This window comes from Pseudomonas meliae (assembly GCF_001400515.1).
GTDB classification, from domain to species: Bacteria; Pseudomonadota; Gammaproteobacteria; order Pseudomonadales; family Pseudomonadaceae; genus Aquipseudomonas; species Aquipseudomonas amygdali.
Window position 1 is genome coordinate 1 of sequence record NZ_LJQT01000478.1, and the last position, 11,531, is coordinate 11,531.

Below are 11,531 nucleotides of genomic sequence, written 5' to 3' on the forward strand. Positions count from 1 at the left end.
CCGCAGGCTGCCCTGTTCCTCAGCAGACGCTGAATGGCGCCTATCGGTGCGGTTGGAAACAGGCACGGCTGATCAGCAAATGCCGCATGTGCGTAAAACACCGCCAAGGGCCGCAACCCTCGCCGCTGCGCCTCGGACTGACGCATCAACAGCAGTGCTGCGGCGCCATCGGAGATTGAGCTGGAGTTGGCTGCCGTAACCGTGCCGCCCTCGCGAAAGGCGGGTTTGAGCGTCGGGATCTTGTCCGGACGCGCCTTGGGCGGTTGTTCATCGTGAATGATCTGCCTGGACTCTTTACCCACGGTGACCTGCACCGGCACGATTTCTGCGTCGAAATGACCGTCGGCGATGGCCTCCTGCGCGCGGGCCAGTGACGCCAGAGCGAACGCATCCTGCGCCTCGCGACTGAAACCGTTCGACCCGGCGCAGTCTTCGGCGAAGGTACCCATCAGCCGACCCGGCTCATAGGCATCCTCAAGGCCATCCAGAAACATATGGTCCAGCACCTTGCCGTGCCCCATGCGGTAGCCATTGCGAGCGCGATCCAGCAGGTAAGGTGCATTGGACATACTCTCCATGCCGCCAGCCACTAACACCGCCGTGCTGTCTGCCATCAACAGGTCATGGGCCATGATTGCGGTCTGCATACCGGAACCGCACATCTTGTTGACCGTGCTGCACAGCGTCGCATTGCCTAGCCCGGCCCCGAGCGCAGCTTGTCGAGCAGGCGCTTGACCGAGGCCCGCCGGCAGCACACAACCAAACAGCACATGCTGCACGTCTGCACTTTCAATGCCTGCCCGCTCAACGACCGCGCGGATGGCGATCGAACCCAGTTCTGTGGCACTCAGGCTCTGCAGATCACCCTGAAAACCGCCCATGGGCGTGCGCGCAGCGCTGACAATGACCACAAGGTCTTGATGAAGGGGTGTCCTTTCGATGGACATGATTATCTCCAGTCTTGTTTTTATAGGATCGGTCGAATCATCAACCTGCTGCCTTGCGGACGCAATGGTTGAAACAGGCAGATTAGCGGGTATCCCGGCATTGCGCCCGACAGGACGAATCTCTCATGGCAGACGAGGTCTGAAGATGACTGAACCCGACGCTGGAGCACACGAATGTCGCTACGCCCGATCCGCGCCCTGCTCTCAGGCCTGCTTATCCTTGGTTTGAGCGCGTGTGCACTCATCCCCCATCGAGACCCGCTGACGATCAACGTCGTCGGTATCGAACCCGTTCCCGGGCAGGGACTTGAACTGCGCATGGCGGTCACATTGCGGGTGCAGAACCCGAACGAAACCGAGATCAACTACACCGGCGTGGCGCTCGATCTGGACGTGAACGGTAAGCTGCTCGCCTCTGGCGTGAGCAACCAGAAAGGCACCGTAGGACGCTTCTCCGAGGCGTTGCTGGTGGTGCCGGTCAGCGTGTCGGCGTTCGCCGCCTTGCGCCAGGCACTGGGGCTTAGTCAGAGCCAGCGTTTGGACAATCTGCCCTATACACTTCGCGGCAAGCTGGCTGGCGGCTTGCTCGGTACGATGCGCTTCAGTGACAGCGGCACGCTGGATTTGCGCCAGGCAGAGGGAGATCCTTGGTAACAAGTCATTACGGGTAGTAATGCCTGTCAGGGTTTGGCAGCCTAAACCGGGCGATACAGGTGGCATGCTTTCTGCTGGCTGACTGCTGAGCATGCTCCATGCCTCCCCACCCTCAAGGAAGATTTGCCAATGACCCCGCAGAACCCGTCAGCACGTTTTTTCCCGACCTTCTGTCTCTTGTGACGCTGATGCTCAGCCTGTGCATGGCACCGACATGGGCGGCAGAAAAAAGCGCCAAGCGCGGCATTGCCTACGACATCGCCCTGCCCGCCGACCTGAGTGCGTTATCTTCGGGCGTGAGCTGGTGGTACAACTGGAGCCCCAAGCCCCACGACCGCCTGGCGTCCTACGACTACGCCTCAATGTACGGTGTGGATTTCATCCCGATGGTATGGAACGGCAACGTTGACGACGGTCAATTGAAGCAATACCTGCTGGCCCATCCCGCCATCCGCTATTTGCTGGTGATCAATGAGCCGAATCTGCTCGACCAGGCCAACATGACGCCCGAAGCGGCGGCCAGTTTCTGGCCGAGGCTGGAACAGATCGCTGCCCAGACCGGCGTAAAACTGGTGGGGCCAGCGATGAACTGGGGAACCATGCCGGGCTACGGCGACCCGGTGGTATGGCTTGATGCCTTCTACACAGCCTATCGATCGATGAATCAAAATCGCGACCCGCGCATCGATTACCTGGCTTTTCACTGGTACGACTATGGTTTGCCAGGAATGCTCGATCGGCTGTCGAAGTACGGAAAACCCTTCTGGGTCACCGAGTTCGCCAATTGGCACGCCCTGGATGACGGTGCGCAGATTGATACGGTCGAAAAGCAGAAGCAGCAGATGGCCGAGATGGTCGCCACGCTTGAGCAGCGCACGGACGTGTTCAGGTACGCCTGGTTCACTGGCCGGATGAACCCGGACCCGCACTTTTCCAGCCTGTTGAACAATGAGGGTAAGCTGACCGAACTGGGCCAATACTACATCTCGTTGCCGTATAACGAGTGACACTGCGTTGAGTGACCACGGGGTCTTCACAGCTGGCAAGCGAGGCTGCGCCAATCTCGGTCAGGCCACTGATGATGTGCTGGGTATAAGGAAATGACTGATCGGGCTCCAGGACTCTTGCGGAGACCAGAAGCCCCTCCCTGACCAGCGTGTCGACCGCTCCCACACAAACGTGGATGGCCGGGGCACGAGCGTACGCGCGCACCAGCTCCCGGTAGATCTGACCAAACGTAAGCTTTTGGGGTTTGCTCAAGCACAATCGCTTGACGATGCTCAAGATCGCGAGGTCAACGCGTGGACATTCGTAACTCACCGCATTTGCCTTTAACTTAATGACGCCTGACGCGCAAAACAGTGGACACCCGATACCGTTCTTCCCGACCTGCACAACACACGCTCAACCTTAAATAAAGCCGTGCACAAAGCGTCAATTTTTGCACACTTTTTAGAACACTCTATTTATTGAAGCGCATTCAAAAACAATCATTGAGCCCATCAATCTTTTATAGAACCGCCCTGAATAGACTATTAGTCGCTTGTGTTGAACGCACGTAAAAGCGTCAGAATGCAAAGCTTACCAGATCACTAAACCTAACGACAATTAGGTTTAATAAAAAGCAATTAAAACCTAAAAATTCCAATTTTTTTAACAATTGAAACCGATTTAATAGCAAAAATAGCTATTTAAACCCGTAAAAATCATCATCCCAATTTTTTTTCGTCAAGAAAAACCTGATGAAAGCCAACTGACATCACTTAATAAAAATAAGGTTAGTAATACTTTATCTACCGGTGAACTTTTTACTGTCGCGTTGGACTTACTGTTCAGCCAAGCGATGTGTCATTGCGACAGCCGTCTGTTTTTCTCCTGCAAACCATTAATCGAGATGCAATCGATGACTAGAACCATGCTGTCTGTTTTCAGTGCAGTACTTTTGTGCGCGCACAGTGTCTGCGCACTGTCAGCGGACTCAACTTCCAGCACAAATACCGCTGTGTCCGATCAACAGATCCGGACGCAGGTGGAAGCCAAGCGCGACCAGTTATCAGGCGCTGACAAGATCAACCCGGCTCAACAACAGAGTTCGTCGTCCCTGCTCGAAGCGCCAGTGGACACCGACGACGCCCCTGCCCAGGCACAACGACCATGAACAACCTCAATCAACCGATCACATCGACCGGAAGGACACTTGCCTTGTCAGCCTTCAAACAGACGCTGAGCCTGAGCCTGCTGACGTTCAGCGTCATGCAGGCCAACCTTGCGCTCGCCGCCGTGACCCCGGCGACCGGTAACGCAGTCGAAGCGCGCGTCAGCTCGATTCTCGACAACATGAACCAGTCGGAAAAGATCAACTTCACTCGCGTCGACGACGGCCACATGATCCCTTCCCTGCTCAAGTGGGGCATCAAGGGCACCGTGGCGTATGACTCGTCCATGGGCGTACACGTCAACAATGCCACGTTCGGTGCTCAGTACCCTTCGCAGTCGGCGCTGGCAGCGACCTGGAGCATCAACCGGGCCAAGGAATTCGGCCTGGCCATCGCTTATGAGACACGGATTTCCGGCGGCCAGCAGATGCTGTCGCCAGGCGTCAACCTGTACCGCACGCCCTACAACGGTCGTTCGGCAGAATATGTCAGCGGTGAGGACCCGTTCCTCGGCGCGGTACTGGCACCGGCCATTGTCAACGGCATTCAGGCCCAGGGTATCCAGGCCAGCGGCAAGCACTACCTGGCCAACGAGCAGGAAGCCAATCGTCAGGCAGTCGACATCAAGGTCGATGAGCGCACCCTGCGTGAACTGTACCTGCCGGGCTTCGAGTCGATGGTGAAGAACGCCAATGTCGCCTCGATCATGTGCGGCTTCAACAAGGTCAACGGCGACTATGCCTGTGAAAACCATCACCTGATCACTGAAGTGCTCAAGGGCGAATGGGGCTATCAGGGCATGGTCATCAGTGATTTCAACGCCATTCACGATGCGTTCAAGGGCGCATGGGCCGGTACTGACATCGACATGCCATCCGGCCTGCAGTTTACCGAAGCCAAACTGCTGCCTTACCTGTGGAGCGGGCAACTGACCCAGAACGTGATCGACGACAAGGTCAAACGTAACCTGCGCGCCATCGTCAGCTACGACCTCCAGGAAAACCTCAACACCGCCAAGACTCTGGAGCATCCCGAGTACGGCATGCGCGCTGCACTGAATACCGCGCGCGAATCCATCGTATTGCTGCGCAACGAAAACACCGCTGCGGGCAAACCGTTGCTGCCGCTGGCGCGCTCGGCGAAAATCGCTGTGATTGGCAACTGGGCCCACGATGTCCCTGCATCTCCTTTTGGCACTGCGAACTCGCCACCCAACAGCTATGTAACCGAGCTGAGCGGCCTGCAGCAACTGGCGTCCAGCAGCTCCGATGTCACCTACCTCTCGGAAATGAGCCTGAATCCGGCCAGTTCGGTGTGGTATCAGCCAGCAACCGGCGACAACGGAATCAGCAACGCCGGGGTAAAAGCCGAGTACTTCTCCAACACCACCTTTTCCGGCGACCCGGTGCTGACGCGCGTGGAACCAGGCTTGAACCTGAACTGGACCACCGGCAGCAACGTCACCAATGCAGGCAGTACTGCGGTGTCTGGCTTCAGTCCGTCACCCGGGGCATTCTCGGCGCGGTTTACCACCACCATCAAACCAACCGTCTCGGGCGCTCAGGTGTTCAAGGTGCGAGCAGACGGCCCTTACAAACTGTGGGTCAACGATGAACTCGTTCTGCAGAGCGATGGCGTGCCTTACTCCGGTGACGTAGTGAACGCGCTGACAACGTCGGGGAAAACCGCAGCATTGTCGGCTGGCAAGACCTACAGCGTGAAGCTGGAATACCAGCGTGTACAAGGCAACTTTATCCCTGTGCTGGGTAGCCTGACGGGCGTGCAGATGAGCTGGGCGTCGTTGCGTCCGCCAAAAGACCTGTCGAAATACGATGCAGTCGTGGTTGCTACAGGGAACACGTCCGAGAACGAAGGCGAAGGCTCTGACCACGGTTTCGATCTGCCCGATCAACAGGCTGAGCTGATCAGCTTCGTTGCCAAGGCCAACCCCAACACCATCGTCGTCATGCACGGCGGCGGCGTGGCCAACATGCAGCCTTGGGCAAACAAGGTGGGCGCTACGCTGCAAGCCTGGTTCCCGGGCCAGCAAGGCGGTCAGGCGCTGGCCGAGATCCTCTATGGCAAGGTCAACCCGTCGGGCAAGCTGCCGGTCACGATCGACAAGAAAATCGAGGATAACCCAAGCTATGCTTCCTATCCGGACCCGGCGGCCTATCGCGGCAACAACCCGCTGACCGAAATGACCTACAGCGAAGGCCTGTACATGGGTTATCGCGGCTATGACAAGAAACACGCCAAGCCGCTCTACCCGTTCGGTTACGGCCTGTCCTACACCACGTTCAGCTACAGCGACCTGAAACTGTCGACCAACGTGCTGACGCCGGGCTCGACAATCGACGTCAAATTCACCGTGACCAATACGGGTGACAAGGCAGGCTTCGAAGTGGCACAGCTATATGTGCAGCCGGTCAAACCTGCGGTGGACCGTCCGGAGAAAGAGCTCAAGGGCTTCACCAAGGTGTACCTGCAACCCGGCGAGAGCAAGACTGTCAGCGTACCGATAGACTCCCGCTCGCTGGCCTACTACGTCGACAAGACGGCAAGCTGGGACGTGGACGCCGGGAAGTTCAAGATTCTCGTGGGGGCAGACTCGGAGAACCTGACCCTCAACAGGACGCTGATCACCCTGTACCCGGAAAAACTGACCACTCGTGACAGCAACCCGCTGCCACTGCCACTGCGCAAGGCAGTACAGGTCAGCGCGGCACAGACTTACTGATGCACCCCGTCAAGGCTCAGGGATGAGCCTTGATATCCCTGCCCAGACGCTGCACGTAGATATCGAAAACCGCCATGACGTCGACGTCTTGCGGGCTTCTCAGCCACTGAATCTGCAAACCGTCCATGACCGAGAAGATTTCCTGGGCCAGGGCTTTGACATTGATGTCGGCACGCACTTCTCCCGCCTCTATCAACGCCTGCAAATGGCCGCGTGCATGCTCATGGGTCAGCTGGAATCGCTCGCGATGCCATGTCCACGCAGGGTGCGACTTCGACAGGCTCTCGGTATTCATCAGCAGTGCCGCCTGACACTCGTCGGCATTCTCGATACTGAAGCTCATGCTCAGCTTCAGAAATTTCAGAAACCCGTCAAGCGTCGGTTCGGTCACCAGATCCTGAAAGCGTGACGTAACCCGCTGATCCCTGCGCTCCAGCAACGCAGCGAGCAAGGCTTCCTTGTTGGGGAAATGGTGCAGCAAGCCGACGGTGGTGATGCCGGCAAGCAATGCAACCTCGCGCATTGATGCACTCGAATAGCCGTCCCTGGCGAAAACAACCGTGGCGGCATCCAGCAAGGCCTTTCTGCGCATGTCACCCTTGGGCGCACGACGGCGCTTGGGCGCAGCTGTTTCTTCGGATTCATTCCCTGATTCTTCGATAACCATAAAAACCTGATAACGCCTTGATTCAATGTACCCCGATGCTGGTAACCGGGGCCCTGCTGGTAAAAAACCGCTTCGCTGTCAGTGAAGCGGTGGTGATGGAGATCAGCGCAATGATCGCATTACCGGTAAACATGCCAGGCAATGCACCACTGCTGCCGAACCAGTGAATACCGGCGAATACGAAGGGCACTGTACCCGCTGTTGCCCTGAGCCAGGCAAACACCGCCACCCACCATGACTTGTTCATGGTTATGAATACGGCGATGGCGACGAAATCCAGACCAATCAAAACCCAGAGGCCGCCGCCCCACAAGCAAAAGGCCATGAACACAGCGCGGGCCTCGGCTCCTAGCTGGTAGAGATCGGCAATCATGCCGCTACACAGCACCAGCATCAACCAGACTGCAAGCCCGTAACAGACCACCAGCCGCCGGGTAAAGATGACCGCAGAACGTACGCGATCATCGCGGTTCGCACCAATATTCTGGCCAAGCACCGGGGCCAGCGCGCCGGGCAAAGCAAAAAAGGCGCAATACGAAAACTGCAGGACCCGATCCAGCACTGCCATGGCGGCCAGGGCGGAGGTGCCGAATGCCGAAAGCGAGGCGACAAGATAAGCCAAACCGATCGGTGTCGCCAGATTCGCCGCCATGGCAGGAAGCGCAAGCCTGAAGGTACGCACGGCATGCAGGCGCAGCAGTTTCAGATTGCGTGTGAAGACCATCCCCATGCGGCTGCGCACCCAATACAGGCCGATGGAAGCGGACACCGCTGCCGATATGGCAAAGGCGATGCCTGCGCCGTTCAGCCCCAGGTCCAGCACAAAGATGAACAGCGGGTCTGCGACCGCCAGCGTGGCGGCCGCTGAGAGCACCACTGCCAGCGCCCGACGGTTATCACCGGTGGTTCTGAGCATCTGCGCCGACATCTGCATCACGGCCTGTAGCACGGTAAAAGGCAGTGTCAGCCAGATGAAACTGCGCGCCGCCTCGTAAGTGGCCGCCTCGGCCCCCAGCCAGTGGGTAATCGGCACCACCAGCGCCAACTGCGTGACAGACGCCAGAGCGGCGACCGTGACTACCATCAGCATGAGGCTGCCGGTCAATCGAGGGATGGACTTCACCGCACGATGACCGATGCGCTCCGACAATACCGAAGTCGCAGCGATGATCACGCCGGTCACCAGCGCGCTGTTGAAAAAAATCAGCACCTTGGCGATGCCGACCGCAGCCAGAAGCACAGGGTCATGCAGCATCGAGACATAGACCAGCGTCAGTATGTCGACGAGAAAAACTGCAAACAGGCTCAAGGCACTGGTACTGGCGGTGACGACGATGTGGCGCGCTACGCTGCCCTGGGTGAATCTTGCGCTGGCTTGGGCCATCAATGTTCTCAAAAAGCCTGGTCAGCCCGGCATGCAAGGCATTCCCATGCAAGTGCATGAGGAACGGAAGTTTGTAACCGTCATGCCAACACTGGCACGAGCAACGATCACCGCCAAATGCGAGGGTCGCTGTCGCGGGCTACTTGCTCGCCGCCACCAGACGATTCACTTCACTGCGAACCATGTTGGCGTATTCCGGCGGGCTCATCGTGTCCAGTTCGGAACGTACCCATTCGGACCACTTGCCCTTGCGCTTGGCGCGCTCGCCCATCAAGCGTGCAGCCTCACTCTTGGCCTTGCCCAGATTGCTCTGCCAGAGGTCGAACAAACGGGATTTCTCGTCTTCAAGAGCGGTACGTTCGGGGAGCGGCCGATTGGCCAGATTGAAACTCATCACAGTCACCTACGGCTAAAAACGGCTGCATCTTACACCCGTAAGGGGCGTTACCTGCAGAGTCTTGCGTCGGGTCATTCAAGCAATTGCAACTTTTCAGGATGCGCGAGACTCCATTGATCACTGTTGCCATCACTTGAAAGGAAGATACCCATGGCTCGTAAGACCTCTGCTCAACAAGCTGCCGATCAAATCAAGGATCAGGCATTCAGTGACCTGCAGGCACTGATCGAAGAATCCGACAAATTGCTTAAGGAAAGCGCTGCGCTGGTTGGCGAAGAAGCAGAAACGCTGCGTGCACAACTGAGCCTCAAGCTTAAGCAGGCACTGGACTCGATGGCCAGCGTGCGCGACCGCACCAAACCAGTCGTTGAAGCGACCGAAACCTACATCGGTGGTCACCCGTGGCAAACCGTGGCTATTTCTGCAGGCTTCGGCCTGGTAGTCGGCCTGTTGCTGGGTCGTCGTTGATCGACAGCCGCTGATGAGAAGCATCGCGGGCCTGGGTACGGGCCCGCAATGCTTGATGCTGTTGTAACGATGGTGTAGGTCTGATGAATTACCTTAAGCGGGCGTGCTGTACCACCGACGGCTCGGCAAACCGGTGGGATTTGCTCACTTTGGCCTGCAACAACACGCGCTGTTCCTCAGCCTGGGCCTGGCTTTCATAAGGTCCGATCAACAATTGCTGCTTACCGTCGATGTCCACGATGACTGGGGCATAACTGCGTTCCAGCAGCCAGGCACTGGTATCGCTCACCGCTTCGCGCGAATTCATCTGGATGAACCACTGTGGCGTGGAGACCGGAGCAGTAACCGCCGCATCCTGGGCTTTTTCCCTGGCGGGCGCACTCGAGTTGCCTGCATCGCATCCGGCCAGAGCCAGTACCACTATCATCATTACCGTCTTGCGCACGTAGGTCTGCTCCTCGTCTGAAGTGGCGCGAGTCTAACATTCTCGCAATGCCCGTTGATGGACTGTGTCGAGGTGTCGCATGCCCGGCCAAAGGGCTTTGGGCACTGGCCATGCGCTGTTCTCGCAACAATCAGTTATATTTTTTGCGATCACTGGTCATGTGATCAGATATTTCTTTGCATATAAACGCAACATGAAGTGTCAAACGCCTGCGACCATGTTGACCGATGGCTTGCCGCCGTTGGTGCATTAGAACAGGAGTTCATCATGTGCGACGACCGTAACCCCCTGCATTGCTTCATTCCGCCTTATATGCTCGAGCGTATGGCGCAGTCCCCAAAGACTCTGGTAAGCGCCCGGGCCATTGCCAACCTGACGAGCAGCTCGGCGTTCCTGGCATCACGACTTTCAGCCCGAACCATGCCCTCCATGCACGCGATCAAATCGCCTGACGGTCGAAAGCACTGCGTGATTCACGATGCCAAGGGAACCGACGATCTTCCCGGCGCTGTGGCTCGCAAGGAAGGCCAGGCCCCGACTGGTGACAAGGCAACCGATGAAGCATACGACGGTTCCGGCGATGTCTACGATTTCTACGCGGAACTGTTCGAGCGCAATTCGCTGGACGACAGTGGCATGTCGCTGGTGTCTACGGTGCACGTCGCCGAGGTGGACTTCAATGGCGACCACGTACCGCTGAGCAACGCCTACTGGAATGGCAGCCAGATGGCGTATGGCGACGGTGATGATCTGGTCTTCAAGCGCTTCACCGGCAGCCTGGAAGTAATCGCCCATGAACTGACCCACGGGGTGCAGAGTTTCACCTCGAACCTGGATTACCGCGGACAGTCCGGAGCCCTCAACGAGCATTTCGCCGATGTCTTCGGCATGCTGGTGCGTCAATGGAAACAGGGCACCAGCGCCGCCGAGTCGGACTGGGTAGTCGGTAAGGAATTGCTAGTGCCCGCTCCTACACGACGGGGTATTCGCGACATGGAAAAACCGGGCACCGCCTATTCCAACGATCCGGACCTGGGCGATGATCCGCAACCGACAACGATGGCCGATCTGTACACTGGCGCCAAGGACCGCGGCGGCGTACACATCAATTCGGGCATCCCCAATCGGGCGTTCGTGCTGGTCGCCAAGGCGTTGGGCGGAAATGCCTGGGAAGTAGCGGGCAGAATCTGGTATGAAACGATGCTGGAGCTGGCCTCTGACAGTCAGTTTGTCGACTGCGCCAGAGCCAGCATAAAAATCGCCTCGGATTCACGCTTCGGCCCTAAAGCCAAAAAAGCCGTACAAGCGGCCTGGAAGGAAGTCGGGGTCAAGGTTTAGCCGAACACAAAGGTGCTTGAAATGAAAGTCTGTCTAGTGCAATCCGGCGGCTTTGCGGGCGCCGTCAAACGCTGTGAAGTCGATACGTCCACCCTTGAGCAGCCGGAAGCCGAGCAACTGCAGCGGCTGGTCAGTGACAGCGGCCTGAATCAGTCCAGCAGCGCGTTCAATGATCAGGCGCGGGATCTGAATCAGTACGAAATCACTATTGAGGATGAGGCCAGAGAAATCTGCCTCACGTTTGACGAACACAACGTGCCAGCGTCCGCCCGCCAGCTGCTAGGGTTCCTCAAGCAACGCGTAAAGCCCGGCAAGCTCTAGGGAAGCTCCGAGCA

General features: G+C 57.6%; 12 protein-coding genes and 1 pseudogene. 7 read left to right on the forward strand and 6 right to left on the reverse strand.

Annotated features, from left to right (window positions below; all coding sequences use genetic code 11):
- A partial coding sequence (locus ALO64_RS22460) for an acetyl-CoA C-acyltransferase (protein WP_054991804.1) occupies window positions 1-947 on the reverse strand: 947 nt, incomplete at its 3' end.
- A 174-nt stretch (window positions 948-1,121) separates the two neighbouring features.
- Here ALO64_RS22460 and ALO64_RS22465 point away from each other — a divergent pair.
- Together ALO64_RS22465 and ALO64_RS22470 are read left to right on the forward strand one after the other, a co-directional pair.
- Window positions 1,122-1,601 (forward strand): LEA type 2 family protein, encoded by a 480-nt coding sequence (locus ALO64_RS22465; RefSeq protein WP_044345140.1) that lies wholly within the window; start codon window positions 1,122-1,124, stop codon window positions 1,599-1,601.
- A 188-nt stretch (window positions 1,602-1,789) separates the two neighbouring features.
- Window positions 1,790-2,608 (forward strand): glycoside hydrolase family protein, encoded by an 819-nt coding sequence (locus ALO64_RS22470; protein WP_044345141.1) that lies wholly within the window; start codon window positions 1,790-1,792, stop codon window positions 2,606-2,608.
- A gap of 37 nt (window positions 2,609-2,645) precedes the next feature.
- Here the strand turns inward: ALO64_RS22470 and ALO64_RS26680 are convergent.
- Window positions 2,646-2,963: pseudogene (locus ALO64_RS26680) on the reverse strand (hypothetical protein); the annotation flags it as partial.
- Window positions 2,964-3,516: 553 nt separating this feature from the next.
- Here ALO64_RS26680 and ALO64_RS22475 point away from each other — a divergent pair.
- Window positions 3,517-3,759 (forward strand): hypothetical protein, encoded by a 243-nt coding sequence (locus ALO64_RS22475; protein ID WP_002553239.1) that lies wholly within the window; start codon window positions 3,517-3,519, stop codon window positions 3,757-3,759.
- A complete protein-coding gene (locus tag ALO64_RS22480) occupies window positions 3,756-6,497 on the forward strand; it encodes a beta-glucosidase (protein WP_010198750.1) in 2,742 nt (913 codons plus the stop codon). Before ALO64_RS22475 ends, ALO64_RS22480 begins: the two co-directional genes overlap by 4 nt.
- A 16-nt stretch (window positions 6,498-6,513) precedes the next feature.
- Here ALO64_RS22480 and ALO64_RS22485 read toward each other — a convergent pair whose 3' ends face one another.
- The 3 genes from ALO64_RS22485 to ALO64_RS22495 all read right to left on the reverse strand — a co-directional run bounded on the left by ALO64_RS22485 (window position 6,514) and on the right by ALO64_RS22495 (window position 8,942).
- A complete protein-coding gene (locus ALO64_RS22485) occupies window positions 6,514-7,164 on the reverse strand; it encodes a TetR/AcrR family transcriptional regulator (RefSeq protein ID WP_002553237.1) in 651 nt (216 codons plus the stop codon).
- Between the two features lie 22 nt (window positions 7,165-7,186).
- A complete protein-coding gene (locus ALO64_RS22490) occupies window positions 7,187-8,548 on the reverse strand; it encodes an MATE family efflux transporter (protein ID WP_002553236.1) in 1,362 nt (453 codons plus the stop codon).
- Between the two features lie 139 nt (window positions 8,549-8,687).
- Window positions 8,688-8,942, reverse strand: coding sequence for a hypothetical protein (locus ALO64_RS22495; RefSeq protein ID WP_002553235.1), 255 nt, complete (start codon window positions 8,940-8,942; stop codon window positions 8,688-8,690).
- A gap of 153 nt (window positions 8,943-9,095) precedes the next feature.
- Here ALO64_RS22495 and ALO64_RS22500 point away from each other — a divergent pair, with 153 nt between their 5' ends.
- Window positions 9,096-9,413, forward strand: a complete 318-nt coding sequence (locus tag ALO64_RS22500) for a DUF883 family protein (protein WP_044345142.1) — start codon at window positions 9,096-9,098, stop codon at window positions 9,411-9,413.
- A gap of 88 nt (window positions 9,414-9,501) precedes the next feature.
- On the opposite strand, the gene ALO64_RS22505 is transcribed toward ALO64_RS22500, so the two are convergent.
- Window positions 9,502-9,858, reverse strand: a complete 357-nt coding sequence (locus ALO64_RS22505; RefSeq protein WP_005731759.1) for a hypothetical protein — start codon at window positions 9,856-9,858, stop codon at window positions 9,502-9,504.
- A gap of 267 nt (window positions 9,859-10,125) precedes the next feature.
- Between ALO64_RS22505 and ALO64_RS22510 the strand changes: the two genes are divergently transcribed.
- Window positions 10,126-11,196, forward strand: coding sequence for a M4 family metallopeptidase (locus tag ALO64_RS22510; RefSeq protein WP_002553233.1), 1,071 nt, complete (start codon window positions 10,126-10,128; stop codon window positions 11,194-11,196).
- Window positions 11,197-11,217: 21 nt separating this feature from the next.
- Window positions 11,218-11,517, forward strand: a complete 300-nt coding sequence (locus ALO64_RS22515) for a protealysin inhibitor emfourin (RefSeq protein WP_002553232.1) — start codon at window positions 11,218-11,220, stop codon at window positions 11,515-11,517.
- Window positions 11,518-11,531 lie beyond the last annotated feature (14 nt).

What these genes read in the sequence shown, in the direction of transcription:
- ALO64_RS22465 (WP_044345140.1), top strand. Translation starts at nt 1,122, where the DNA reads ATGTCGCTACGCCCGATCCGCGCCCTGCTCTCAGGCCTGCTTATCCTT.
- ALO64_RS22470 (WP_044345141.1), top strand. Translation starts at nt 1,790, where the DNA reads ATGCTCAGCCTGTGCATGGCACCGACATGGGCGGCAGAAAAAAGCGCC.
- ALO64_RS22475 (WP_002553239.1), top strand. Translation starts at nt 3,517, where the DNA reads ATGCTGTCTGTTTTCAGTGCAGTACTTTTGTGCGCGCACAGTGTCTGC.
- ALO64_RS22480 (WP_010198750.1), top strand. Translation starts at nt 3,756, where the DNA reads ATGAACAACCTCAATCAACCGATCACATCGACCGGAAGGACACTTGCC.
- ALO64_RS22485 (WP_002553237.1), bottom strand. Translation starts at nt 7,164, where the DNA reads ATGGTTATCGAAGAATCAGGGAATGAATCCGAAGAAACAGCTGCGCCC.
- ALO64_RS22490 (WP_002553236.1), bottom strand. Translation starts at nt 8,548, where the DNA reads ATGGCCCAAGCCAGCGCAAGATTCACCCAGGGCAGCGTAGCGCGCCAC.
- ALO64_RS22495 (WP_002553235.1), bottom strand. Translation starts at nt 8,942, where the DNA reads ATGAGTTTCAATCTGGCCAATCGGCCGCTCCCCGAACGTACCGCTCTT.
- ALO64_RS22500 (WP_044345142.1), top strand. Translation starts at nt 9,096, where the DNA reads ATGGCTCGTAAGACCTCTGCTCAACAAGCTGCCGATCAAATCAAGGAT.
- ALO64_RS22510 (WP_002553233.1), top strand. Translation starts at nt 10,126, where the DNA reads ATGTGCGACGACCGTAACCCCCTGCATTGCTTCATTCCGCCTTATATG.
- ALO64_RS22515 (WP_002553232.1), top strand. Translation starts at nt 11,218, where the DNA reads ATGAAAGTCTGTCTAGTGCAATCCGGCGGCTTTGCGGGCGCCGTCAAA.